Here is a 24,905-nt window from a genome sequence, read left to right on the forward strand (position 1 = left end):
ATGCCCACGACAGCCCGGGAAATCCACAAGGTCCTGACGTTCAAGTCCGGCAATTTCGTCTTCTCCCGCCGCTTCGATCAAGACAACATCGCTACCGAACTCAAGGTCTTCCACGCCTGCTACGACATCATCGCCTCATTGCCGACCCCGCCGCATCTGGCGGCGTTTCTCGACGCCGACCTGATCCGCAAGTCCATCTTCAGCACGGCGGCGCTGGAAGGCAATCCCCTGGACGAAAAGGCTGTGGGCGCCTTGCTGGGAAGAGAAGGCCCGGCAACGGCCGCCAACGATTTCGAGCGGGAAATCCTCAACCTCAAGGCTACCCACGACAAGTTTATCCTCGCTGCCAATAAAGCCAAGGACGCCAAACCCCTTCTGCTCAGCGAGGATCTTATCAAGGCCGTCCACGCCGCCATCACTATCGGCGTCAACGACGCGGCCATCTCGCCGGGTCTTTATCGCAACACGCCCGTGCAGGTCGGCAACCCGGAGCATGGCGGCACGTATGTGCCCCCAAAAATCCTGGAAGACATCAAGACGCTCATGGCGGCGTTCGTGGATTGGATAAACAGCGATGCACTGCTGCGGACCGACCCGGTCATCCGGGCGGCCCTGGCGCATTATCATCTGGCGAAAATCCATCCCTTTCGGGACGGCAACGGGCGCACGGCCCGCATGATCGAGGCCATGATTCTGGCGGCGGCCGGCTATCGGCTTATCCCGAGCACGCTGTGGAACGCCTACTATCGGGACATGCACGCCTACTACATCGCGTTTTCGAAATCGGAAAACAACGCTGACGACAGCGTGCAGCCGTTTCTGGAGTTCTTTTTCAAATCATTGAATGCTTCCCTGGAAGAGTTCAGGGCACGAATCGTCGAGGGCGTCAAACCGCTGCTGTATCGAGACTATGTCGCGTATCTCAAGAACCAGGCCCGAGAGCTTTCCCCGCGCCAGCATCAGCTCGTCGAACTGTTGTTGGCCGCAGGCGACACGGCGTTCGACAGCCATGACCTCAGGCAGACCAACCCCTTCAAGCTGCTCTATCGGCAGGTGAGCGACAAAACGATCCGGCGCGACATCAAGAATCTGGAACGCCTCGGGCTGATCTGTAAAACGGGCAACCGCTACCGGCTCATCGACGACGCCCGTTAGTGCCGCATCCGCGAAAAGCGCTTAGGGCTTTTCCCAGGCAAAGAATTTAACACACCAATTTTCTTAAAAAATCACGCATCCCTGAGACGCGAGTCGTGACCGGTCGCCAATCGCCCTACCGCTGCGTCACAAACCCCATTTCGCGCTCGGCGATGGCCGCCCAGTCGAAGACGGCGGCGCGGGCGCGAGCCTCGGCCACAGCACGCTCGCGGCGGGCCGGGTCCTCCAGCAGGGACAGCACCTCGGCGGCGAAGGTCGCCTCGTCCTCAAGGGCGGTCTTGATCATGCCGGTGGGGAAAATCTCTCGATAAATGGGCAGATCGTAGGCGACAACCGGCAAGCCGCTGGCCATGGCCTCCACGGCCACCTGGCCGAAGCTCTCGTAGTGGCTGGGCATCAAAAACACGCCGGCGGCCTTGAGCAGCCGCACCTTGTCCTCGCCCTGGCGAAAGCCGAGCAGATCGACCTGGCCGGTCAGCCCGGCTGCGGCGATCTCCTGCTTGAGCTTGCCGAACCACCAGTCGCTGCCGCCGCCGATGACGCCCAGCCGGCTGCCGGGACGCTTTTCGCTTACCCGCTTCCAGATGCGCACCAGATCGAAAAGCCCCTTTTGCGGATGCAGCCGCCCCAGAAAGATGCCGTCATAACGCGGCGTGTCGGCCGCCACGTCCACGCCGTCGAAAAAGCCGGCGTCCACGCCCATGGTCACTACATGGACCGTGGCCGGGTCCGCGCCCATGGCGATCAGCGAATCCTTGTCCAGGGAATTGAGCACGAGCAGGGTCGCGCCGGCCTTGCGGGCCAGCCAGACGCTCAGCCACTGGGCGCAGTAATAGAGCACCCCGCGCACCGACGGCAGCTTCCACTTGCCGCCAAAGACGTTCTCGTAGCCCTTAAAGGGGTTCGGGGCGATGAGAAACACGCACACGACGAGCCTGGCCGCCGGATTTTTCCAACGGCACAAGAGGGCCGGCAGCAGATCGAACAAAAAGTCCGATGGCGCGTAGACCGCGTCCACGCCCTTGGGATACCGGGCCAGCGGACAGGTCAGCATCCGCCACAAATACACTGCCAGCACGTTCCACAGCCGGTCGGATTCGCTGGTGAACGGCTCCCAATGCACGTGCCAGGAGGCGCGCACGCCCTGAGACTCCAGCACGCCGATCTCCCGGCGCGGCAACAACATCTCCAGCGTCACGCCCTCCGCCAGCCACCGCTTGGCGATCTCGGCGAACCTGACCTCGCTGCCGTCCCGGTTCTTCGTGTTCACCCGCCCCATCGCCGGCACAAATATACGCATATGGTTGTCCTTTTGGAGAAGATGGAGAGAAGAGGAATCGGGGGAAGAAACCCCTTTTTGAAAAAAGGGGTTTCCTCCCCCGAGCCCCCTCCTTCCCCAAAAACTTTTCACGGGATGTGCCGACGGCCCATTTCATCCAAGGTATCTGTTCACGCCGGGCAACCCTATCCTGTCAGCAGAAAATCTATCCTTACGGCCCCGCTTTGGGGGCCGTGGCGTGGTAGGGGCCGGAATCGGGTCCGGCGAGCCTGCCGCGCCAGCGGCGGCATCGCCGGGCGCGATTCCGGCCCCTTCTTCGGCGTCCGCCTGCCGCCCGGCCTCCCTGCCGGCTCCCCCGCCCGCCGCAGACGATCAGGGGGTCCGGGGGGATTATCCCCCCGGCGGGTCCAGGGCAGCGCCCTGGCAGGGTCTGGGACAGCGTCCCAGCGGGTGCAGGGCAGCGCCCTGCCGGGTCACTGGCCGCGCCCGTGCGGGTCCAGGGCAGCGCCCTGGACCGGGTTATTCGCTTAACGTCTTTTCGTAGACGGCTTCGAGGCGCGCGGCCACGGCGGGCCAGTTGAGTTCCTCGGCGATGAGGCGTCTGGCGTTTTCGCGTTTGCGCTGCCGGCCGGCCTCGTCGGTGAGGGCGGTGACGATGGCCCGGCCGAAGGCGGCGGCGTTGCCCACGGGCGCGGTGTAGCCGCAGTCGCGGGACTCCATGATGCGTTTGATTTCGCCCACGGCGTTGGAGACGACGGGCACGCCCGAGGCGAGATAGTCGCCGAAGCGGATGGGGAAGCGGGCCTTTTCGATGGGATCGTCGTCCATGGGCAACAGCAGCGCGTCGGCGGCGGCCAGATAGCGCGGCACGTCGGTGGGCGGTTTTTCGCCGATCTTGACGATGTCCGGGGCGAAGCGTTCCTCGTAGGGCTTCATGCGGGCCTTGAAGTCGTCGGAAATGTGCATCTTGCCGAGGAACAGGAGCTTGAGGCCCGGCAGGGTGTCGCGGGCGGCGGCGTAGGCGTCGAGCAGCGCAAAAAGCGATTCGGTGTAGGTGTGGCCCATGGAGAGCAGCACCTTGTCGTCCGGGGCCAGCCCCAGGGCGGCCCGGGCCTCGTGCTTGGGCGGCATGTCCAGGCGGATGGTCGGGCAGTTGGGGATATAGTGGATTTTGTCCGCTGGCAGGCCGGCGCCGCGGAATTTGCCGATGAGGATGTCGCTGGCGGCGGTGGCCTGGTCGGCGATGCGCGGCAGGTGGTCCTCGGTGTAATTGTAGAGCAGCCTTACCGGTCCGGGATGCTGATCGATGAAGCCGCCTTTCCACATGTCGTCGTGGTCCAGCACGATCTTGACCTGGGGCTTGAGGAGGCTGGTCACCAGGGTGGGGAAGCTGATGGGATGCAGCGGAAAGGCGAAGCTGTGCAGGATGTCCATGGGCGTGCGCAGGCATTCGTGGGTATTGAGCAGCATCCGCAGGGTATGGCCGGTGTGGTAGGTAGCCAGGTTGACGCGCGGCAGGAAGCGGATGCGCAGGCCGCCTTCCTTGCGTTCGGTGGTGCGCAGGGTGGCCTCGCGGGAGGCGCACACCAGCGTCACGTTGTGGCCGCGATCGGCCAGATGCCGCCCCAGGTGGTAGCAGCGGAAGTAGGTGCCGTAGCGCTCGGGATTGTGATTGAGGAAGAGTATGTTCATTAGAGATTCGTTTTGACGAAGAGTTTTTCGGGGAGCGCGCGCACCAGGGCCATGATGGGCCGCCAGAACCACGGGGTATAGAGGACGTCAGCCTTGCCGTTAAGGGCTTTGCGGATGTCGCCGGCCACGCGCTCGGGCGAGGCGGTGAGGCGCGCGGGGGTGGGCGCGGCGGCGGTCATGCGGGTCTTGGTCCAGCCGGGGATGACGGTGACGACGCGCACGCTCGTGCCGGCCAGGCGGTGGCGCAGGCCGGAAAGCAGCGTGGTCAGCCCGGCCTTGGCCGCGCCGTAGAGGTAGTTGCTCTTGCGGCCGCGCTCGCCGGCCGGGGAAGTCAGCCCCACGATGGTTCCGTGGCCGCGCTTGGCGAAGCGGTCGGCGGCGATTTCCAGGATGGAGACGGCGGCGGTGAAGTTGGTGTCGATGACCGTGCGGGCGGCGGCGAAATCGCGCTGGCCGGCTGCCTGGTCGCCGAGCAGCCCGAAGGCCAGGACGAGGACATCGGGCATGGGGTCCAGGGAATCGAAAAAGGCGGCGTGGCCGGCGAAATCCAGGGCGTCGAAATGGCGCACGCTGACGTCCGTGTCGCAGTCCTTGGCCAGATCCACGGCGGCGACATTGAGCCGATCCTGGTCGCGGGAGGCCAGCACCAGGGAGGCGTGGTCCTGCGCGGCCAACTGGCGGGCCAGGGCCAGGGCGATGTCGGAATTGGCGCCGAGAATGGCAACGTGGGGCGGCGCGCCGTCCGGGGTCAAAGCGCGCGGGCGTTTGGGCGGCATGAGGGTGTTTTTGAGCAGCCGCAGGCCGAAGCGGGCGTAGTTGGCGATGATTTTGGGGTTGCCGCCGGCCTGGACGAGCTTGCGGGTGATGTAGGACGGGCGCAGGTGGAAATCGAGGAGCGTTTTTTTGCGGAAGGCCTCGATTTCTTCCATGGACAGGGTGCTGGTGCCGACGGTTGGGGCGTTGAAATAGTCCTTGCCCAGGACCGAACCGGGCAAAAGCCCTTCCTCGCGGGCGATTTCGTTGAGCCGGGTGCCGTAATAGGGAATGGCAATGTGGAGTTCCAGGAAATCGTTGTCCAGCTCGAAGATGTGCTTGCGCGTGGCTTCGAGGTGTTCCCTGGTTTCCCAGGGCAGGCCGATGAGGAAGAAGCCGAAGGTGAGGAGCCCCGCTTCCTTGGCCCATTTGGTGGCCTGGATGTTGTCGTGGATTGTTGTGTTCTTGCGGATGCGCGACAGCGTCTCCGGGCTGCCCGACTCGTAGCCAAAGGCCACCAGCCAGCAACCGGCCTTTTTCATGAGGACCAGCGTGTCCTTGTCCAGGGGTTTGACCTTGGAGTTGGCCACCCAGCGGATCTTGCCGGCCAGGGGGGAAGCGAGAATGGCCTGGCACACGGCCTGGGTCCAGGCCGGATCAAAGGTGAAGGTGTCGGACTTGAAGAAGAAGTCGCGGATGCCGTGGTTGGCGTAGCAGTCGGTGAGTTCGGCCAGGATGTTTTCCGGCGAGCGCAGGCGTAGCTTTTTGCCGGAAATCTTCGGCGTCATGCAGAAGATGCAGGCTGAGGGGCAGCCGCGCGAGGTGGCGATGGTGGCCTGGGGTTCGCCGGTGTCGGGGCGCACGTAGAGGGCGTTTTTGATCAGGCTGCGGTCGGGAAACGGCAGGCTGTCGAGGTCGGTCTCCCAGGAGGCGAAGTCGGTCTTGGTCCAGACGCCGTCCTTTTTGTAGAGGATGCCGCGAATGGCCGGCACGCCGGACGGATCGTCGAAATGGGCCTTGGCGAGCTTGCCGACGATGAAGTCGGATTCCAGGCCGATCAAATAGGTGACGTCGGCCAGATCAAGCTGGGCCAGGAGCGCCTCGTCGGGATCGAAAAAGATCGCGCCCTTGAGCATGACCAAGAGATCGGGCTTTTTGGCCCTCAGCTGCCGCACCAGGGTCAGATCGTTGAAAATCGTGGAGTTGGTGATGCTGACGAAGATGCCGTCCGGGGCCTCGCGGTCGAAATCGGCCAGCAGATCGGCCGGGGCGCAGCGCTCGGTCTGGTAGTCGCGCAGGAAAACGGCGAACCCTTCCTGCTTGAGGGTGGCGGCGGCGTAGCCCAGGTCGTTGGGCGCGCGCATGGACGTGGCCGTGGACTGCTCCACGTTGCCCTGGGAACGGTCCTCGCCGCGTTGGTAAAACCGCCCCGGCGGATAGAACAGCATGATTTTCTTCATGGATTCCGGACACGCTCCACATAGAGGATAAGGTAAAAGCTGACAATCCACAGCCCCAGGGAGGCCTGGATGAAGCCGTCACGCAAAAGCACCAACGTCGGTGAACCGCTTTTGCACTCGACCAGGGTAATCTGCAAGTAGCGCAGGACGCCGAGGATGACGAAAATGGCGGTCAGATACAGCTTGTCCGAGCCATGCTTGGCGATGACCTCGGGGGAAAGCGTGTAGAGGATGTAGCTGACGATGACAACCGCCGCCATGATGATCATGGAGGCCGAGACGAACTCCAGGTTGTAGCCGTCCAGCGACCGCCGCGTTTTCTCGCAGCCGGCGGCGGACAGCAGCAGATCGTCGCGGCGCTTGGCGAAGCCGAGAAACAGCGCCAGCAGGAAGGTCATGAGCACGATCCAGTGGCTGGGGGTCACGGCCGTGACCACGCCGCCGGCAAACACCCGCAGCACGAAGCCCACGGCGATGCAGGCCAGATCAATGAGCGCCTTGTGCTTGAGGCCAAAGCTGTAGAGGGCGTTAATGACGAGATAGCCGGCCAGGATGACGGCAAAGCCGCTCGAGCCGAGCACGAGGGTCAGCACGGACGCGCCGCCAAGCAGCGCCCCGGCGAACCGCAGGCCTTGGGCCGGGGTCAACGCGCCCGAGGCCAGGGGGCGGTTGCGCTTGGTGGGGTGGGCCCGGTCTTCCTCGACGTCTTTTAGGTCATTTATGACGTAAACGGCGCTGGCGGCCAGACAGAACGCGGCAAAGGCCAAGCAGGCGCTCCACAGCGCCGCCGGGTCGGTGAGCTTCCAGCCAAAAAACAGCGGCAGGAAGACAAAGGCGTTTTTGACGTACTGGTGCGGCCGGGCCAGCTTCAAGTAGGCGGCGGTCCGCGACGTGGTTTTCGGCATAGCGCTCCAACCGGCCTCGCCGGGAGGCCGGACCATAGCCGGGATCGCCCCGGGCTTCAATCGGCCCGGGGGGCCTTTCGCCGGCCGGGCAGCAGGTCTGGCGCGAAAAGGGCCAGGGTTACAAGCGTCAGCACGATCCAGCCGGCGTTCATGACGGGCACGAGCCTGGCCATGATGGCCTCGTCACGGTAGAGCAGCTCGGCCGAGCCGGACGCGCCGGGCGGCAGGTTGTAGACATTGATGAATCCCAGACCCTTGAGCGGCGTCAGCGTCTTGCCGCCGACGGCCAGCCCCCAACCAGGATGGAAGGCTTCGGAAAAGACCAGGAAGCCGCCGCCCTCCGGCAGGGTCAGGTCGTAGCGGCCGGCGTTTTGGCGCTTGTAGGCGACGTCCGCGCCGGCAACCGGGCCGCCCGCCTCGCCCAGGGTCAGCTCCACGGCGTCGCAGGCCACGGCGGCCGGGCCGTCCAGGGCCAGACGGATCAGGCCATCGTCCCCAGGGCGTACCGTCCCGGCCGAGACGTTATTGCGGCCGTCCCTGGCCAGGACCACCGAACGGCCCTCCGGCAGTTTGACCGTGTCCCCGGCCTTGCCCACCAGCCGCAAGGTGGCGGCGTAGTCCCCGGCCACGGGCACGGCCACGGCCAAGGTGGCCGGCAGCCGGGCCGCCGCGCCAAAGGACAGCACGGCCCGGCCGGGCACGGGGGTGTCGGCCACCAGCCGCATGGGCTGGTTGGGGGAATTGACCTGGGAGGACAGCTGGGCCTGACGCATGGCGAAACGAATGGTGACGGTAGTCGCCGGCCCCTTGATCTCGGAAACCATGCGGCGCTTGTAGACGTCCTCCCAGCGGTCGTCGTGGCTCCCCTCCACGCGGTAGAGAAGCTTGGACGGGCCGCCGTCCACCGAGGCCGAAACGGCCACGTAGGAGGTCTCGACCTTGTCGCCAAAAAGGCGGGGATAGCTTTCGAGCGTCAGGCCCACAACCGGCTCGGGGAAGCGCACGGTATAGACCACCTCGCCCGGGGCGTCGCCTTCCACGGCCACCACCCCGGCCCCGCGCGAATCGGCGAGATCGAGACGGGCGTTTTCGCTGGCCACGGTCACGTCCGCGCCCTGGGCCAAAAGCGGCACGTAGAGCTTGGGGGCCATGGGCGAGACCGGCGCGATGGCCGCTTCCTCGGCCTCGGCCACCACCCGGACCTTGCCGCCGGCCAGGGCGGCCAACTGGTCCCGGGCGGCAGCGTAAGCTTCCTCGGGCACGGCCAGCAGCCCCGAAACGATAACGCCCCGGCCGGGAATTTCCACGGCCAGCTCATGGGGCGGGCCCGGCTCGAAGGTGGCCGTGCCGCAGTCGATCCAGTCGATGCCGCGCCCCAGCGGACCGGCGGCCAGCTCGGCCACGGGCGCGCCGTCCAGGCTCACCTTGGCCGTGCCGGCAAAGCTCTCGGCCCCGGCCCGCAGGAACAGGCGCATGGTCCCATGGCCGATGCGCGCAAACCGGACCACGCCCGGACCTTCGCTTATGCGGGCGGCCTTTTCCAGCACCGAGCCGCCATGGCGGGGATCGTCGAGCTGGCGCGGGGCCAACGGCCCAAAGGAGCCTTCCAGGGTGGCGGCCGTTGCGCCCTGGTAGGCGTCGGCCGGCAGGAAGGGCAGCAGCAGTTCGGGCGTGGCCCCGCCGGCCACGGTCAGGCCGCCCAAGCCCGGCCCCAGCGTTTTGAGTTCGGCCTCGGCGACGTCAGCCCCGAACAACAGCGCCTCGTCGGCCCAGTCGGGCCGGCTGGCGTTGGCCAGGGACAGCAGCAGCGGAAAGCCGCCGGCGGCCAGACGCGCCCCTTTCGTCAGACGCAGGCGCGGCAGGAAGTCGGTGTTGCGGTAAACCGCCTCGGGCGGCGCGGCCAGATCGGGATCGACCACCAGGTCGCGCTGGGCGGCGATGAAGGGGCCGATAATATCGCCCGGGTCGAACAGCGTTTCCGGCCCGCGCTTGGTGGTCGGCATCCAGCCGAACGAGCCGTAGGACAGGTAGGGGTTGGTCTGGTTGTAGATGACCCGCTTGACGGCGGCCAGCCCGAGCAGCCGGCCAAAGGCGTCGGTGACCGGCCAGGGCCGGTGCAACAGCCCCAGCAGGTACATGCTGTAGGGTTCGCCGATGTAGGTGGGGCCGATGATGCCGTCCTTGCCGAGCAGGGCGAAATTGCGGGTCAGGCCGTTGGTCGGCGGATCGGGCACGTCGCCGGTGGGGCCGGCGATGGTGGGCCAGACCGTGACCCGGTAGTCGTCGGGGTCATTGGTGAAATATTTCGAGAGGGTGCCCTCGGCCGGGGACAGCGGCTGGGGCACCATGGCCATGGTCTGGGAGGTGGCGTTTTGGGGCCGGGTCAACTGGCCGGTCCAGTAGGGGTGCAGGTAGACGGCCAGGACGGCGGCGGCAAAGGCCATGGTCGTCGCCTGGTTGAGGCGGCTGCCCTTGCTCCATTCGAGCAAGCGGGCCAGCCCCAGGCCGGCCAGCAACGACAGGCCGAAATAATAGACCGGCAGCCAACGGGCCGGCCGGGCCATTTGGAAAAACAGGATGGGCACGCGGTTTAAAAACTTCTCGTAAAACACCGCGCCGGCGAGCGTCTTGTTGCCGGCCAGGCAGATGAACCCCATGAACAGGCACAAGGCAGCGAAATATTTGATGCCCCGGTTCGAAACCCGGCCGAAGCCGCCCAGAATCGCCAGCCCGAGCAAGGCCAGGGCCGCGGCCACCCATTCGGGATTGTCCTTTATGGTCACCGGATAGGCGTATTCCGTGCCCATGCCGTAATTGTCGGTGTGGCCGAGCATGGCTTGGCGCAGCGGCGCGGAATAGCGGCGGTAGATGCCCTGGTAATGGTCGTTGATCTCTTCCTTGGTCTGGTGGTGCTTGAAATCGGCGGCGTGGATGATGGAGCTGGCCGCCGGAACCAGCCAGTGCAGATGCAGGAAAAGCGCCACGCCCCCGGCCAGGGCAAAGGCCAGGGCCGGACGGACGCTTCGCCGGGCAACGGTCTGGCCTAGGGTGAAAAGCGCGGTGAACGAGCCGTAAAACACGATGCCAAAGGGCGAGGCCGAGCAGGCCAAGGCTCCGAGCAGGCCGGCCGCAAGCGTACAGGCGAGAAACCGGCGCGCGGACGGATCGGCCGCCGCCCGAAAGAGCAAGGCCAGCACCCAAGGGACGATGGCCAGGGCAAAACCGCTCTCTTCCACATGGCCGGCCACGGCCATGGAAAACTGGCGCGGATTGAAGGCAAAGACCATGGCGGCCAAGACCGTGGGGCACAGCCCCAGGCCCATGAGGCGGCACAAGGCGGCCACGCCGCCGGCTCCGACCACGGCGTAGACCGGCCCTTCCCAGCGCACGATAAACGGCCCGCCCAGGTACGACCCGGCGTCGCGGGTGACGAGGTCGAACCAGCGGGTGATGCCGGAAAACGCGCCCGGTGCGCCCATGTCGTACTTGGAGGCCCAGGCGTGCTTGGAGATGTCGGCGACCTGGCGCATCTCCTCGGCGTAGGGCGTCGGCACCCGGTCCCAGTTCTGGTAGACGTGTCCCGGCGTCCAGAGGATGCCGCGCCAGGAGAGCAGCGCGAAGGCCGCGACGACGGCAAGGGGGATAAGAAAGAGGAAGACCAGGGCTCTGCCCTGGACCCGCCGGGGGGGATCATCCCCCCCGGACCCCCTGGACGGGGGGAGGGGCTGGTTCGTATTACATTTTGTCATGCGAGTCGTTGTTCAGATCGAAATCGTCTTGTCGCCACACTCTGGCGTGCCCTCACCCAACCCCTTTAAACTTTTCCCCATATGGGGGGTCTGGGGGCCTCAGGCCCCCAGCCGCCGGAGGCATCTTCCCTCTTCCTCTCCCTCTCCCAATCCGCCTCCCTCCCTCACTAAAAGCCTTCTTCCAGCATCGGGTTCACCAGGCATGGCGACACCAAGGCCAGGTCGGCGGGCGGCAGGGAGGACGGGGCCAGGCGCGTCTTGCGGCCGGCGATGGCCAGCCGGCCGGCGGCCAGCCAGGCTACGGCCTGGGGATAGATGCGGTGTTCCAGGGTCAGGATGCGCGCGGCGAGGCTTTCGCCGTCATCGTCTGGGCCGGCCGGCACGGCGGCCTGGATGACGATGGGGCCGTTGTCCATTTCCTCGTCCACGAAATGCACGGTGGCCCCGGCGATGGTGACGCCGTAGGCGGCGGCGGCGGCCTGGACGCGCAGGCCGGGGAAGCTTGGCAAAAGCGCCGGGTGGATGTTGAGGATGCGGTTTTTAAAAGCGGCGATAAAGGGCGGCGCAAGCAGGCGCAGGTAGCCGGCCAGGACGACGGCCTGGGCCCCGGAGTCCTGAACGGCGGCCAAAAGCGCCGCGTCGTAGGCGGCCCGGTCCGGGTAGTCGTCCTGGGGCAGGGCGATGGCCGGGATGCCGTGGGCGCGGGCGCGCGAAAGCGCCCGCGCCTGGGGTTTGTTGGATACCACGGCCGTGATGCGGGCCGCGATCTTGCCTTCCTCGATGCGGTCGATGATGGCTTGCAGGTTGGACCCGCCGCCGGACGCGAGGATGGCAAGGGGGAGCGTCACGCGCCGCGCCTCGCGTCGTCGATGACGGCCTGGGCCAGGGCCGGCACGGTGTAGGCGGCGGCGTTGACGTCCGGCGTGAACCCGTATTCGGCCAGGGTGGCGGCCGTGATGGGGCCGATGCAGGCGGTCTTGACGGCCGAGGCCTTGAGCACCTCGGGCGGAATCTGGGCGAAGAAGTTCTTCACCGTCGAGGACGAGGTGAAGGTGACGTAGTGGATCTCGCCATTTTTCACGGCCTGGATGATCTCGGCCGGGTCCTGGTCCACGGGCCGGGTGTCGTAGACCGGCAGCACGGTGACCGTGCAACCGGCTTCGGCCAGCTTCTCGGGCAGCACATCCCGGGCTTCGCGGGCGCGGGGGATGAGCACCTTCTTGCCGGCCACGTCCTGGGCGAGCAGGCCTTCGACCACGGATTCGGCCACGAAGCGCTCGGGGATGAAATCGGCCCGAAGCCCCCGTTCGGCGAGCTTTTTGGCCGTGGCCGGCCCGATGGCGGCGATGCGGATGCCGGCGAAGGCCCGGGCGTCCAGGCCCTTGGCGTCAATACGCTCGAAAAAGCAGTCCACGCCGTTGGCCGAGGTGAAGACGACCCAGTCGTTGTCGTAGAGGCTGTCGATGGCCGCGTCCACCGGGGCGACGTCGGTGAGCGGCGCGATCTCGATGGCCGGGAACTCGTAGCAGCAGGCCCCTTCGGCCCCCAGCAGGCGGGTCAAATCACTGGCCTGCTCGCGGCTACGGGTGACGACCACGCCCTTACCCAAAAGCGCGCGCTTTTCGTACCAGGCCAGCTTGTCGTGCAGCGTGGCCACGCCGCCGACCACGAAAAGCGACGGCGGGGCGAAGCCGTGTTTCTGGGCTTCCTCGGGCATGGTGGCCACGGTGGCCACCAGGCTGCGATGGCGGCAGGTGGTGCCCCAGCGCACCAGGGCGGCCGGGGTGTCGCCGGGCATCCCGGCTTTCATGAGATTTTCGGTGATGTGCGGCAGGTTTTTCACACCCATGAAAAAGACCAGGGTGGAGCCGGACTTGGCGAAAGCTTCCCAATTGAGCGAGCTTTCGGTCTTGGTCGGGTCCTCGTGGCCGGTGATAAACGACACCGACGAGGTGAACGAGCGGTGGGTGATGGGGATGCCGGCATAGGCCGGCGCGGCCACGGCCGAGGTGACGCCGGGCACGACCTCGAAGTCGCAGCCGGCGGCGATGAGCTCCTCGGCTTCCTCGCCGCCACGGCCGAAGACAAAGGGATCGCCGCCTTTGAGGCGGGCCACCACCTTGCCGGCCTTGGCCATGTCCACCAGCAGGTCGTTGATCTTGTCCTGGGGCAGGGTGTGGTCGCCGCCCTTCTTGCCGACGTAGTAGATTTCCGCGTCCTTGCGGCAGAAATCCAGGAAGGCCTTGTTGGCCAGATAGTCGTAGACCACGACGTCGGCCGTTTCGAGGAGTTCCTTGGCGCGAAGGGTCAAAAGGCCCGGATCGCCCGGCCCGGCGCCGATGAGATAGACTTTGGACATGCACCCGCCTTTGGTGGTTGGCAGTATCATTTCGGCCCGGGGGCCTGCCGGAAAGCGGCCGGCCTTACAAGCGACGCCGCGCCCCGGACTCCCTGGCCTTGCATTTTGACGATCCGCGTCCGCCCATCATGCGGACGGCGCGCTCCAGGCCGCTTGTCTCCCATGAAACGGATCGGGCATGTGCCGCCTGGGAAAAGCACCAAGCCGTTTCACCGACAACAAGCGAAAACCATTCTCTTTTTTAAAAAATACTCTCGTATTTTTTACGGGTCGCGCGGCTACGGTTTGGCGTGCCAGATCGGCGCGCCGCCGCCCAGGCACTGGTCGATCTCCAGATCGACCACGCAGGGATCGGCCAGCCGGTTTTCCGGCGACACGAGCATGGCGGCCCGGCCCTGGTCCGGCACCATGCCGTTATTAAAGAGGTAATTGACAGTCACGACCTTCATGCCGTCGGGCAGGGGCATAACCGAGGCCACCTTGACCTCGTACAGCCCAAAGCTGCTGGTCTTGGCCCAGGCGGTATTGAACAGATGCAGATATTTGGCTTCGCCGCCGCCGGTGTCGCGGTTGCAGCCGGTCAGGGCGACGGCCAGCGCCGCCAGGGCCAGAGCGGCCCGGAGTGTCCTTGGCATGTGCGTTTCCTTGCTGAAAAGTTCTCGGCGCTTTTTTTCACGGATCGGCCAAAACGGCAACCCCGGCCGCCTTTGACTTCGGGCCGGTCTCGTAGCACAAGGAAGCCCGATTCCAAAGGAGGTTGGCCGTGGCCAGGACCGTTTGGGCGCGCTTGCTCTTTTTTGCCTGTTGTTTCGCCCTCATTGCCGCCTCGGCAGCCGCCCAGGATGACTACCGGGCCGTGCTCGGCAACGAGGCCGGGGTGTTCCCGGGGGCGGAATTCAAGCGCGTGATCCGCTTTCCCAAGGCGGCCACGGTCATCTTTGAAACCGGAGCCAGCCCGGCCGAAGTCAGCGCCTTTTACGCCAAGGACGTCACGTCGCGCGGCTGGAAGGTCGAAGTCAACGACGTCACCGACGGCGCGTCGTTTCTGCTGGCCGTCAAAAACGGCCGCCGCCTCACCGTGGAAGCCCAGCGCGGCCTGCCCGGCCGCACGGGCCTAAACGTCACGCTGTAGGACTCCCGCTTCCCGCCCTATGGACAACCCCGTCGCCCCGCCGGCCAAGCGCCGCCTGCTCAAACTGGCCGCCGCCCTGGCCGTGGCCCTGCTCCTTGTGGTCCTGGCCCTGCCGCCCCTGGCCCAGCAGATCATCGGCCCGCAGCGGCTACGGGAAATGGCCCAAAAAGCCCTTACCGACGCCTTGGGCCGGGACACCGTGCTGTCCGGCGACGTCTCCATCACGCTCACGCCCTGGCTTGGGCTTTCCATGGGGCCGGTGGCCGTGGCCCAGGCCCCGGGTTTTGGCGACGACCCCATGTTCGCCGCCCGCAAGGTGGAGATGACCATCCGCATGGCCCCGCTGTTGGCCAAGGTCATCTCGCCGGGTTCGGTGCGGGCCAGGGACGTGACCGTGCATCTGGCCCGGGCCGCCGACGGCCGGACCAACTGGGACGACCTGGCCGCGCCCCAGGACGCCCAGGCCGGCTCGGGCTGGACCGTCGTGCCCCAGCCCCGGGCCGTGCACCTGGACAACGTCGCCGTGCGCTACGACGACGCGGCCACGGGCAAGGTCCTTTCCGTCACCGGCGCGCGGCTGCGCACGGGCCTGGGCCAGCCCTTTGATTTCGCGGCCAGCTTCGAGGCCATGGGCCTTGTGCCGAACGGCCAACTCCAGTGCCACCTCCAGGGCCGGGCCTCCTTCGACCCCGGCTCCGGCCGGCTGGGGCTGCACGGCGTGCGGGTGGAGAGCGGGCTTGTCATCGACGCGCCCCTGGTCCCCGGCGGGGCCGTGCCGACCCGGGTGGTCTCGCGCCTCATCCTTGATTACGACGCGTCCGCCGCCGCGCTGACCCTGTCCGACATCGACGCCCGGGCCGACGGGCTGCGGCTCACCGGCACGGCCGGGGTCTCCGACCTGCCCGGCGCGCCGCGTCTGGCCGCCAAGCTGACCCTGGACGCCGATCTGCTCGGCGGCTGGCGGGCCATTTTAGGGTTGGCCAAGCCCGGAAGCCCGGAAAGCCTGGTGGCCGCTCCGCAAGAGCCCCAAGCCCCGGCCACGTCTCCGGCCGGCTCATCCACTCCGGCCGATGCCGCGCTGACCGCCCCCCTGCCCAATCGCCTCACGGCCGCCCTGACCCTGGCCGGGGACAAGGACGGTTTGCATCTGACCGATCTCACAGCCCGCCTGCCCCGGGGCACGGCCCACGGATCGGCCCGGCTCGTTCCCGGCGACCGACCGGCCCTGTCCGGGCAGATCAAAGCCGAGGACGTCGATTTCGACGCCCTGGACCTTGGCGGCGGGGGCGGCTGGCCCGTGCCCGGGCCGTGGATCTTCGGCCTTGATCTCGACGCGCAAGTCGCCTGCTCCCGCTGCGTCGTCGGCGGCCTGACCTTGGCCGAAGCCGCCGCCACCCTGCGCGGCGCACCCGGGCTGGTGCGCCTGGGGCCGGCCACGGCCGTGCTGCCCGGCGGCCAGGTGGCCAGCCTGGACGCCCGGCTCTCGCCCAACGGCGGCCCGGACGGCGGCCCGGGCTACGACATCCAGGCCGCCCTGGAACCCCTGGGGCTTACCACCCGCTTTTCCGGCCGCCTGGACGCCACGGGCGCGGCCGGCTCCTGGACCCTGGCCAGCCCGGACGCGGCGGCGGCTGCCAAGGCCTTGGGCCTGGGCAGCCTGCCGGCCGGGCCGGTGGCGGCCAAGGGCCAGCTCACGCTTTTGGCCGAACCCTCGGGCAAATGGCAGCTTTCGGGCCTGGAGGCCAAGGCCGGGGGGCTGGTCCTTCGCGGCCAGATCGGCCCCGCCCCGGGCGGCGGGCCGGGCCTGGGCTTCGATCTCGCCGTGGACCACCTGGACCTCGACCGTCTGGCCGGCCTGACCGGCCCAGCCGGCCAGCCGGGGCAATCAGGCCCTTCGGGGCCGGCCGCCTCCCTGCCCCGGGCCAAGGGCCGGCTGCGCCTGGAGCAGGTTACCGGGCGGGGCCTGGACCTCAAAAACGCCGTTCTTGATCTTTCTCTGGGGGAAAAAGGGATCACCGCCGCCGTGGAAACCGCCGAGGCCTGGGGCGGGCGACTCTCCGGCTCCCTGGAACGCCAGACCACCGGCCGTCTGACCGGGGCCTTGCAGCTGGCCGGAGCAGAAGCCGGCAAGCTGCTCCCCAAATCGGGCCTGTCCGGGCCCATTGCCGCCAAGCTCGGTCTGGAAGCGGCCGGCGGCCCCAAGGGCCGGTTTGGCGCGGTCAGCGCCGCCGTGGAAGCCGAAGCGCCCCGGCTGGCCCTGGGCCGGGCCGGTTCGCGCCAGACCCTGACCACGCCCAAGGCCAACCTGACCTTCAAGGGCACGGACGGAGCCGACGGCCTTGAGGGCGAGGCAAACGCCAGCCTGGCCGCCGCGTCCTTTGACGGCGGACCGGACGGCCCGAATCTGCGCGACCTGCGGGCGGCCCTGGCCGGCCCCATGGCCCTGGACCGCGAAGGCCGGCTGCGCGAGGCCTTCCAGGCCAAACTGGAGGCCTCGGCCCTGGCCCGGCTGTCCGGCGGCGGCGAGTCGCGGCTCACCCTTTCCGGACCGGTAGCGGCCGAGTCCGGCGGCGCCTTTTCCCTGGGCGAACTGTCCCTGGGCTTTGCCGGGGCCTCGGCCACGGCCCGGGTCTGGCGCAAAGGCGGCGAGGCCGCGCCGGTGCAGTGCAGCCTGGAGACGGGCACGTTTTCGCCGCGCCAGGTGCTGCCGGCCCTGGGCTTTTCCCTGCCGGCCCAAGCCCCGGCCACGCTTCTGGCCAAGGCCTCCCTGGCCGTGGCCGCAGCCGTGGACGACAAGGGCGTGGTCGTCTCGAAACTGGCCGCCAGCCTGGACGAGACCCATGTGACCGGCCACGGCAGCTTCGAGCGTTTCGATCCGGCCCGGGGCAAGTGGGAGTTCACGGTGGACCGCCTCGACCTTGACGCCTACGCCCCGCACAAGCCGGCCGCCGGCCCGCCGCCCCTGGCCGAACGACGCCAGAGGATCGACTTCAAGGGCCTGCGCGAGGCCGCCTTGGACCTCAAGCTCCATTTCGGCTGGCTCAAAAAGGGCAACGTGACCTTCGACGCCGGCACGGCCTCGTTTAACGCCAAAAACGGACTTTTCACCTTTCGCCAGGAATCGCCGCGCTTCTACGCCGGCCGGCTGTTCGTGGAGGTGCGCGGCGACGCCCGGGACACGGCGCTCAAAACCGCCATCGAACTCAAGCTCGAAGGCATCGAAATCGCCCGATTCCTGCACGACTGGGCCGAGGGCGACACCCTGGCCTCCGGGGCCTGCACCTTCGTGGTGGCCGCCCGCACCAGCGGGGCCACCGAAGAGGAACTGCGCGGCAACCTGACCGGCACCGGCCACTTGCAGATCACGCGCGGCGAGATCAAGGTCCGCGACCCGGACAAGCTCGTGAACGGCAAGCCCCAGGAAGAGCGCCTGCCCTTCGAGATGTTTTCCTCCAGCTGGAACGCCAAGGGCGGCGTGGCCCACAGCGACGATTTCCGCATCGAAAGCCCGCGCATGGTGGTGGCCGGCCGGGGCGAATGCGACCTGCGCCACGAGACCATCGACTTGAACCTCATGGCCACCCTGCCCAGCGGCAGCCAGGTGCCGGCCACCATCATCGGCCCCCTGGACGGCCCCAAGGTCACCATCGACCGCAGCCGCATCATCGGCGACGTGGTCTACCGGGTGCTCCAGGGCTTTTTCAGCATCCCCGGCCGGGCCGTCACCCGCATCCTCAACTTGCCCGGACGCTGACCCATGCCGCCCGCGCCGCCCAAGCCCCCGGCCTACCGGGCCACGGCCCTGACCGCTCTGGACGGCACGGTGGTCGATGTGTGCTTGGAGGCCGACGGCAAGGTCCGGCATCTGGCCGGCCGGGGCGGCGGCCAGGCCGAGGCCGCCCGGGTGCGGGCCGCCTTGGCCGCTCCCGCCCCCGATGGGACCGACAACCGGCCGCCGGTGGCCGTCCTTTTTGGCGCGGGCCTGGGACACGGCATCGTGGCCGCTCTTGAGGCCGGCTGTCCGGCCGTCTATGTCCTTGACCGACAGGCCGCCATCCAGGAAGCCACCGGCGTGCGGGAACGGTTTGCCGATGAACCGAGGGTCGTCTTCCGGGACGACGCCGATCCCCTGGCCGCTGCCGCAGCCGCCGCCGACGCCGCCCGGGCGGCCGGATTCGCCCGGCTGTGCCTCGTCGTCCACCCGGCCTATCCGCGCCTGGACCCGGACTGGCAGGCCGGCGTGGCCGCCGGTTGCGCCCGCTACGAAGCCCTGCGCCGGGAGATCGGCTACAAAAAGTTTGCCTCGCCCAAGCCGCGCATCCTGCTCCTGTGGCGGCCCTATTTCCTCTACCGCGAGATCGAAACGGCGCTTGACCGCCTGGACATGCCCCACGAACGCCTGGACATGGGCCGGGGCCAGCGCGGCGAGACCGCCGTGGTCGAGGGGCTTCTCGCCGCCGTGGCCCGGTTTCGGCCCGACTTCGCGCTGACCGTCAACCACCTCGGCCTGGACCGGGAAGGCCGGCTGACCGCCCTGCTGGCCGAGATCGGGCTGCCCCTGGCCTCCTGGTTCGTGGACAGCCCGCGCCTGGTGCTCCACGATTTCGCCGGTCTGGCCGGCCCCGGGGTCATGCTTTTTTCCTACGACGCCGACTTGGCCGACGCCATGGCCGAGCAAGGATTTGCCCACACCGCCTGGCTGCCCCTGGCCACGGACCCGGCCCGTTTCGCCCTGCGCGCCCCGACTCCCGGCCATCCCTGGCGGGCGGCGGCGTCTTTCGTCGGCGCCTCCATGAACGGTCAAGCGGCCCAGTCCCTGGCCCGGCTGTCCCCTGCCCTGGCCCGGGGGGTCGCGGCGGCGGCCGACGCCTTTGCCGCCTCGCCCGAGCGCGACGCCGGGCGCTTCCTGGCCGGCCATCCGGCCACGGCCGCCCTGTTCGTCGATCTGGAAAACAGCGAAAAACGCCTGGAGGCCGAACTGGCCCTGACCTGGGAGGCCACCCGGCGCTACCGCCAGGACTGCGTGTCGCGCCTGCTGCCACTTAGGCCGCTCATTGCCGGGGACGACGGCTGGGAAACGGTCTACCCGGGCTGCGGCACGGCCTGGAATCGGTTGCCGCCCCTGGATTATTACGACGATCTGCCGCTATTTTACCCCCAAAGCGACGTCAGCCTCAACGCCACCAGCCTGCAGATGAAGGGCGCGGTCAACCAGCGGGTTTTCGACGTGCCGGCGGCCGGCGGCTTTGTCCTCACCGACGCCCGGGAGCAGTTGGCGGCGCTGTTCACGCCCGGCTGCGAGGCGGCCGTCTACGCCGAACCCGGCGAGATCGAGGCACTGGCCCGGCATTACTTGGCCCATCCGGCCGAACGTGAGCGCGTGAGCCAGGCGGCCCGGGAACGCATCCTGGCCGAGCACACCTACGAACACCGTCTGGCCAAGCTGGCCTTGGCCATGAAAAAGGCCTTCGGCGGATAACCGAAGGCCTTGGCTTGGCGGAAGAAGTGGGCGTCGGGGTCTACGGGGCCGGGATGGTCAGGGCCTTGCCCACGGCGATCTTGGTCGGATCGGTGATGCCGTTGGCCTCGGCCAGCCGCTTTTCGCTCAGGCCGTGGCGTTTGGCGATGGAATACAGCGTATCCCCGGGCTGAATGATGTAGGAACCCGGTCCGGCCGGCACGACCTTGGCCTTGCCGGGGACCGGTGCGGCGGTCGGCGTCACGGCCGGAGCCGGAGCCGCCGGGACGACGGCGGTCGGGGTCGGCGTCGGAGCGGGTGTGGCCGCGCCTCCGGCCAGGGGACGGGCAGGCGTCGTGTCGGTCAGTTCGCGGCCGGCCGGCCCCATCTCCGGGGCCGGGGCCGGCGAGGCCTGGGCCGACGGCATGGACACGCCCGGAGGAGGCGGCGGCAGGGTGTCGGTGGGGCTGCGCAGCCGACTGGAAAACCCGCCGGGCGCGTTGGTGCGGTCCAGCAATTCGTTGTAGGTCACGGCATAGCGGGCATACGCGTCCTGATAGGCGGCAAAAGCGGCGTCGGCCGGATCGTGGCTCTGACCGGCTTTTTGCCAGGCGGCGTGGGCGGCCGTGACCTGCTGCCAGGCAAGGGCCGCGTCCTTGCGCGCCAAGTCGTCGGACACGTACTGCATATTGCGTTCAAGCCCGTCGTATTTGCTGCACCCGGCCGTCAGGCCGAGAGCCGCGCCCGCAAGGGCGACAAGCAGAATGACCGTGGGTGTTCCTCGAAGCATCTCGGGTCCTCATGCCCTGGCGGGTCCGTTTCCGGGCCAGGCCTTTTCATGTCGGGAAGCGAGCGTTACATGCCCTGTAACGCGCCTTTCGTCAAACCGCCAAAACTTGCCAGCACCGGACGCCATGAAGCACCGCCTCGCGCCCCATCCGCCCGCCGCCGGCCTACGGCCCCATCTGCCGCTGTGGGCTTACGGCCTGGAAGGCGACTGGCTCCTGCGCCATCAGGCCGCCGGTCTGGCCGCCCTGGCCGCCGGCGCGCCCAAATTTTCGCTCCTGTCCGCCAGGCTGGCCGCCTGGGGCTTCGAGCGCGCGCCCCTGGACCCGGCCCTGGCCGCCGCCGCCCGCGAGGCCGGACGGCCCCTGGACGACGCACCGGCCCGCCGGGCGCTCACCCGGGAACTGGCCCGGCGACTGATCCGGCCGGCCAACGCCCCGGCTCTGGCCCCACTGGCCCAGGCCCCGGACCCCGGCCCGGCCCTGGCCTTTCTGGCTGCCGCCATGGACGATCCCCGGCATGGCCTCTACTGGCGCGGCAAGGCCTTTGCCCTGGCCCTGGTCCGTGGGCTGCCGGAGCTGGCCCGGCAGGCCGTCGCCCCGCTTCTGGCCGATTCCGCCTTGACGCCCCTTGGCGCGCGTCTGGCCCTGGAAGCCGCCCTGGCCTGGGACGGCCCGGCCGCCTGGTCGGAGGCCCTTTCCCGCCTGGACCGGGACTGCTTCCCGCGTTACGCCGCCCTGGCCCAGGCCCATCTGCTGGCCGAGACCGGCCAGCCCAACGCAGCGGCCGAGGTCCTGGCGACGCTGTGGCGCGAGGACAACTGGCATCCCGATCTCACGGCCCGGCTGGCCGCGCTCCTGGCCCCGCCGCCGGCCGCCGACCTTGACGCCCTGCCCGGGGCGCTCCACGTCTTCGTCTATACCTGGAACCGGGCCACCCTGCTGCGCCCGACCCTGGAGCGGCTGGCAGGCAGCCGCCTGGGGCCGGCCCGGGTCACGGTGCTGGACAACGGCGGAACCGACGACACGGCGGCGGTGTGCCGGGCCATGGCCGAACGCTTCGCCCCGGGGCGGTTTGCCTGCTTGCCCCTGCCCGTCAACATCGGCGCGCCGGCCGCCCGCAACTGGCTGGCCCGCGCGGCTGGCCTTAGGCCAAACGATCTGGCCGCCTATCTTGACGACGACGCCCTGGTCGCGCCGGACTGGCTGGAACAGCTCGCCGGGGCCTTGGCCGCCGATCCCGAGGCCGACGTGGCCGGCGCCCGGGTGGTAGCCGACGCGCCCGGCGCGGCCCGGGTCGCCCAGGCCGCCGACGTACGGCTTTTGCCCCCGGACAAGGCCCACGCCGTGCGCCCGCTGGTCAATGCCGGACCAGGACCGGACCTTGGCCTTTTGGCGGTCGTTCGTCCCTGCGCCTCGGTTTCCGGCTGCTGCCACCTGCTGCGTTCCCGCGCCCTCACCGGGCCGGCCGCGCCCTTCGACATCCGCTTCTCGCCCAGCCAGTTCGACGATCTGGCCCGGGATCTGACCGGCTTCATGGCCGGGTGCCGGGCCGTCTATGTTGGAACCGTCGCCGTAGCCCATCGCCAGCACGCCGGGCCGGGCCAGGCCAAAAGCGCCGCCGCCGTGGGCCAACTCCTGGGCGCGCGCGCCAAGCTCGACGGGCTTTTCTCCCGGCAGGCCATGGAACAAGCCGCCGGGCGCGACCTGGACCTGGCCTGGGCCTCCCTGGCCACGGCCTTTGCCGCGGTACGCCAGCGACTTGCCGATTAGTCGAGGAGATACTGCCGGGGATTGATCGGCGTGCCGCCGGCCCGGACTTCGTAGTGCAGGTGCGCGCCGGTGCTGCGGCCGGAGTTGCCGGACTGGGCGATTAACTGGCCGCGCTTGACTTCCTGGCCGACCTTGACGTCGAACTTCTTGAGGTGGGCGTAGACCGTCTCCAGGCCGTAATCGTGGGCGATGATGACGATGAAGCCATAGCCGGCCACGGTCCCGGCCTCGACCACCCGCCCGGCCCCGGCGGCATAGACCGGGCTGCCCAGGGGCACCTTGATGTCCACGCCGTTGTGGAAATCGCCGCCTCGGCCAAAGGGCGAGCGCCGCGAGCCGAAACCGGAAGTGACATACCCCCGGGCCGGCCACAGGGTGGGCTTGGCCAGAAACTCCAGCTTGCGGTCGATCAGGCTTCGGGCCAGTTCCTGCTGGGCCGCCTCCTCCCGAGCCATGCGCCCGCTTAAGGCCTCCAGGAAATCGAACAGCCGCCGCCCCAGCGCCTCGCCCATGGCCGTGCCCGGCAGCCGGGGGGCACGGGTCTCGCCCATGGTGCCGGGGTCGCTCGCCGGCTGGTCGAGCATGATGCCGAGCTTGGCGTTAAAGGACGCGATGCGTCCGGCCTCCTCCCCCAAAAGCCGCATCCGTTCGCGCAGGCGCATGGCCGCCGCCTTCTGGGCCACAAGCCGCCCCAAGGCGGCCTGACGCCGGGCGGCCAGGGTCTCGTAGCCGGCCTCGAACCGCCACAGCCAGGCCCCGGCCGAGGCCAGGGTCAAAAGGACCAGGGCCGGGGCGAGAAACATCCAGCGCCGATAGATGAACAGCCGACGGATGCCGCCCGGGCCGTGGAGGAATATTTCGAGTTCGCGTTCGAGCATGGGGCGAAAGAGAAAAGACGAAGATGCCTCCGGCGGCCGGGGGGCTAAGCCCCCCGGACCCCCTGGATGGGGGAGCGAGGGGACGGCAAGAACGGGGCGCGGCTAGCCAAAGAGCCAGGCGAACAGGTCGCTCCAGTCAAAGGAACCGGAATAGGCCTGGCCGTTGACCGTGGCCGACCCGGACAGGCTGGTGGTGGGCTTGTCCAGGGAAAAACTCCAATCAAGCGCGGTGGAGGACAAGGACAAGCTGCCGGTGCTGCTCACGGTCACGGCATTGGGGTCCAGGGAACCCGAGGTCGAGCCGTAGGGAGTGGAAAAGCTCCACGAGGCGGCCATGGCCGGAGCCGGGAGCAGGGACACGGCCAGGATTAGGGCGCAAAGACGCATGACGACTCCTCCTTGCCGCCGGGCTTTGCCGCGCCCGGGGCCGATCCGGCATGTGCCGGCTTCTACTTTGGCTATAAGATGCCCTCAGCCGCTGTCAACCAAGGGCAGCCCGGGCCGGGGCGGATTTGATTTACAGGCTGCCGCGTCTTGTCTATCGTCAAAAGCTCGCCGCCAACCTCTTGCCTACGCCGGGAGCCGCCATGGCCCAGTCCGATATTCTGCTCGAAGCCGGAACCAACGAACTCGAAATCATCGAATTCTTCATTGATGAAGGACCCGAGCGCGGCCTCACCAACTACGGCGTCAACGTGGCCAAGGTGCTGGAAGTCATCGAATCGCCGGGACTGGAACCGTTGCCCGGCGCGCCGCATCCCTGCTTCATGGGGGCCATTCCGCTTCGCGACATCGTGCTGCCGGTGCTGGACCTGGCCGTGTGGCTGGGCCTGCCCCGGGTGCGCCGCCCCCACGAAATCATTCTGGTCACCCGGTTCAACAGCCGCACCACCGGCTTCCTGGCCACCGGCGTCACCAACATCCACCGCTTCCACTGGCGCGACGTGGAACCGCCCCATCAGGCCATTTCCGCCCTGGCCACCAACGCCGTCACCGGGCTTGTGCGCCACGAAGGCCGCTTCATCCTGCTTTTGGACCTCGAAAAGATTATCTTCGAACTCGACGCCGGCCTGCCCCAGGACGACGACGCCCCGCCGCCCTCGGCAAAACGCCTACGGGCCCTGGTGGCCGAGGATTCCGGCATCATGCGCCACATGATCCGCGAGCGCCTGGAAGCCGCCAATTTCGAGACGGCGCTGGTCGGCGACGGCCAGCAGGCCCTGGACCTGCTTCTGGACCCGGAGGGCGTGCGCCCGGACATCGTCATCTCGGACATCGAAATGCCGCGTCTGGACGGCTATACCCTGACCCGACACATCCGCGAGACGCCGGCCCTGGCCCGGCTGCCGGTCATCCTGTTCTCCTCGCTCATCACCGACGAACTGCGCCACAAGGGACAGTCGGTCGGAGCCGACGAACAGATCTCCAAGCCCCAGTTCGGCGACCTAGCCCGACTGGCCATGGAGTTGATCGAAAAGCGCCGCACCCTGGCCGACTAGATTGCCTTCACCGGCAAACCGGGGCACA

General features: G+C 68.2%; 17 protein-coding genes. 6 read left to right on the forward strand and 11 right to left on the reverse strand.

Translation table 11 applies throughout. The annotated features are described in order from the left end of the window. Complete coding sequence (locus DMR_RS20745) at positions 1-1,155, forward strand: Fic family protein (RefSeq protein WP_015863009.1); 1,155 nt, start codon at positions 1-3, stop codon at positions 1,153-1,155. 115 nt (positions 1,156-1,270) lie between these two features. On the opposite strand, the gene DMR_RS20750 is transcribed toward DMR_RS20745, so the two are convergent. The 8 genes from DMR_RS20750 to DMR_RS20785 form a co-directional block, all read right to left on the reverse strand. Next, entirely contained in the window at positions 1,271-2,455 is a 1,185-nt protein-coding gene (locus tag DMR_RS20750; RefSeq protein ID WP_015863010.1) for a glycosyltransferase family 4 protein, read from the reverse strand. Positions 2,456-2,953: 498 nt separating this feature from the next. Then, positions 2,954-4,126 (reverse strand): glycosyltransferase family 4 protein, encoded by a 1,173-nt coding sequence (locus DMR_RS20755; protein WP_015863011.1) that lies wholly within the window; start codon positions 4,124-4,126, stop codon positions 2,954-2,956. After that, positions 4,126-6,339, reverse strand: coding sequence for an SDR family oxidoreductase (locus DMR_RS20760; protein ID WP_015863012.1), 2,214 nt, complete (start codon positions 6,337-6,339; stop codon positions 4,126-4,128). Before DMR_RS20760 ends, DMR_RS20755 begins: the two co-directional genes overlap by 1 nt. Beyond that, positions 6,336-7,244, reverse strand: coding sequence for a decaprenyl-phosphate phosphoribosyltransferase (locus tag DMR_RS20765; protein WP_043601292.1), 909 nt, complete (start codon positions 7,242-7,244; stop codon positions 6,336-6,338). Before DMR_RS20765 ends, DMR_RS20760 begins: the two co-directional genes overlap by 4 nt. Positions 7,245-7,300: 56 nt before the next feature. Then, entirely contained in the window at positions 7,301-10,993 is a 3,693-nt protein-coding gene (locus DMR_RS20770) for a hypothetical protein (protein ID WP_015863014.1), read from the reverse strand. Between the two features lie 167 nt (positions 10,994-11,160). Beyond that, a complete protein-coding gene (gene purN, locus DMR_RS20775) occupies positions 11,161-11,841 on the reverse strand; it encodes a phosphoribosylglycinamide formyltransferase (RefSeq protein WP_015863015.1) in 681 nt (226 codons plus the stop codon). Beyond that, the gene (cobA, locus tag DMR_RS20780) at positions 11,838-13,352 is read right to left on the reverse strand and encodes a uroporphyrinogen-III C-methyltransferase (protein ID WP_043601296.1); all 1,515 of its coding nucleotides are present in this window, start codon (positions 13,350-13,352) and stop codon (positions 11,838-11,840) included. Before cobA ends, purN begins: the two co-directional genes overlap by 4 nt. A 278-nt stretch (positions 13,353-13,630) precedes the next feature. Further along, positions 13,631-13,987 carry a hypothetical protein gene (locus DMR_RS20785; RefSeq protein WP_043602085.1) on the reverse strand — a complete coding sequence of 119 codons (357 nt, stop codon included), beginning with the start codon at positions 13,985-13,987 and terminating at the stop codon, positions 13,631-13,633. Positions 13,988-14,115: 128 nt separating this feature from the next. Between DMR_RS20785 and DMR_RS20790 the strand changes: the two genes are divergently transcribed. From DMR_RS20790 to DMR_RS20800, 3 genes are read left to right on the forward strand one after another with little or no spacing between them, the layout of a single operon-like run. Continuing rightward, positions 14,116-14,484, forward strand: a complete 369-nt coding sequence (locus tag DMR_RS20790; RefSeq protein WP_148208500.1) for a hypothetical protein — start codon at positions 14,116-14,118, stop codon at positions 14,482-14,484. 19 nt (positions 14,485-14,503) lie between these two features. Continuing rightward, positions 14,504-18,238 carry an AsmA family protein gene (locus DMR_RS20795; RefSeq protein ID WP_015863019.1) on the forward strand — a complete coding sequence of 1,245 codons (3,735 nt, stop codon included), beginning with the start codon at positions 14,504-14,506 and terminating at the stop codon, positions 18,236-18,238. A 3-nt stretch (positions 18,239-18,241) separates the two neighbouring features. Next, a complete protein-coding gene (locus tag DMR_RS20800; protein ID WP_015863020.1) occupies positions 18,242-19,963 on the forward strand; it encodes a CgeB family protein in 1,722 nt (573 codons plus the stop codon). 40 nt (positions 19,964-20,003) lie between these two features. Here the strand turns inward: DMR_RS20800 and DMR_RS20805 are convergent, their stop codons facing one another. Continuing rightward, positions 20,004-20,732 carry a LysM peptidoglycan-binding domain-containing protein gene (locus DMR_RS20805; protein WP_015863021.1) on the reverse strand — a complete coding sequence of 243 codons (729 nt, stop codon included), beginning with the start codon at positions 20,730-20,732 and terminating at the stop codon, positions 20,004-20,006. A gap of 124 nt (positions 20,733-20,856) precedes the next feature. Between DMR_RS20805 and DMR_RS20810 the strand changes: the two genes are divergently transcribed. Then, positions 20,857-22,500 carry a glycosyltransferase family A protein gene (locus DMR_RS20810; RefSeq protein WP_015863022.1) on the forward strand — a complete coding sequence of 548 codons (1,644 nt, stop codon included), beginning with the start codon at positions 20,857-20,859 and terminating at the stop codon, positions 22,498-22,500. Here DMR_RS20810 and DMR_RS20815 read toward each other — a convergent pair. Beyond that, entirely contained in the window at positions 22,497-23,378 is an 882-nt protein-coding gene (locus tag DMR_RS20815; protein ID WP_043601299.1) for a M23 family metallopeptidase, read from the reverse strand. The genes DMR_RS20810 and DMR_RS20815 overlap by 4 nt on opposite strands. 102 nt (positions 23,379-23,480) lie before the next feature. Further along, complete coding sequence (locus tag DMR_RS20820) at positions 23,481-23,765, reverse strand: hypothetical protein (protein WP_015863024.1); 285 nt, start codon at positions 23,763-23,765, stop codon at positions 23,481-23,483. 200 nt (positions 23,766-23,965) lie between these two features. On the opposite strand from DMR_RS20820, the gene DMR_RS20825 reads away from it, so the two are divergent. Then, positions 23,966-24,877, forward strand: a complete 912-nt coding sequence (locus DMR_RS20825) for a chemotaxis protein (protein WP_015863025.1) — start codon at positions 23,966-23,968, stop codon at positions 24,875-24,877. Positions 24,878-24,905 lie beyond the last annotated feature (28 nt).

Source organism: Solidesulfovibrio magneticus RS-1 (assembly GCF_000010665.1).
GTDB lineage: Bacteria > Desulfobacterota > Desulfovibrionia > Desulfovibrionales > Desulfovibrionaceae > Solidesulfovibrio > Solidesulfovibrio magneticus.

Coding starts and splice junctions, on each gene's coding strand:
- DMR_RS20745 (WP_015863009.1), top strand. CDS start 1: ATGCCCACGACAGCCCGGGAAATCCACAAGGTCCTGACGTTCAAGTCC.
- DMR_RS20750 (WP_015863010.1), bottom strand. CDS start 2,455: ATGCGTATATTTGTGCCGGCGATGGGGCGGGTGAACACGAAGAACCGG.
- DMR_RS20755 (WP_015863011.1), bottom strand. CDS start 4,126: ATGAACATACTCTTCCTCAATCACAATCCCGAGCGCTACGGCACCTAC.
- DMR_RS20760 (WP_015863012.1), bottom strand. CDS start 6,339: ATGAAGAAAATCATGCTGTTCTATCCGCCGGGGCGGTTTTACCAACGC.
- DMR_RS20765 (WP_043601292.1), bottom strand. CDS start 7,244: ATGCCGAAAACCACGTCGCGGACCGCCGCCTACTTGAAGCTGGCCCGG.
- DMR_RS20770 (WP_015863014.1), bottom strand. CDS start 10,993: ATGACAAAATGTAATACGAACCAGCCCCTCCCCCCGTCCAGGGGGTCC.
- cobA (WP_043601296.1), bottom strand. CDS start 13,352: ATGTCCAAAGTCTATCTCATCGGCGCCGGGCCGGGCGATCCGGGCCTT.
- DMR_RS20785 (WP_043602085.1), bottom strand. CDS start 13,987: ATGCCAAGGACACTCCGGGCCGCTCTGGCCCTGGCGGCGCTGGCCGTC.
- DMR_RS20795 (WP_015863019.1), top strand. CDS start 14,504: ATGGACAACCCCGTCGCCCCGCCGGCCAAGCGCCGCCTGCTCAAACTG.
- DMR_RS20800 (WP_015863020.1), top strand. CDS start 18,242: ATGCCGCCCGCGCCGCCCAAGCCCCCGGCCTACCGGGCCACGGCCCTG.
- DMR_RS20805 (WP_015863021.1), bottom strand. CDS start 20,732: ATGCTTCGAGGAACACCCACGGTCATTCTGCTTGTCGCCCTTGCGGGC.
- DMR_RS20810 (WP_015863022.1), top strand. CDS start 20,857: ATGAAGCACCGCCTCGCGCCCCATCCGCCCGCCGCCGGCCTACGGCCC.
- DMR_RS20815 (WP_043601299.1), bottom strand. CDS start 23,378: ATGCTCGAACGCGAACTCGAAATATTCCTCCACGGCCCGGGCGGCATC.
- DMR_RS20820 (WP_015863024.1), bottom strand. CDS start 23,765: ATGCGTCTTTGCGCCCTAATCCTGGCCGTGTCCCTGCTCCCGGCTCCG.
- DMR_RS20825 (WP_015863025.1), top strand. CDS start 23,966: ATGGCCCAGTCCGATATTCTGCTCGAAGCCGGAACCAACGAACTCGAA.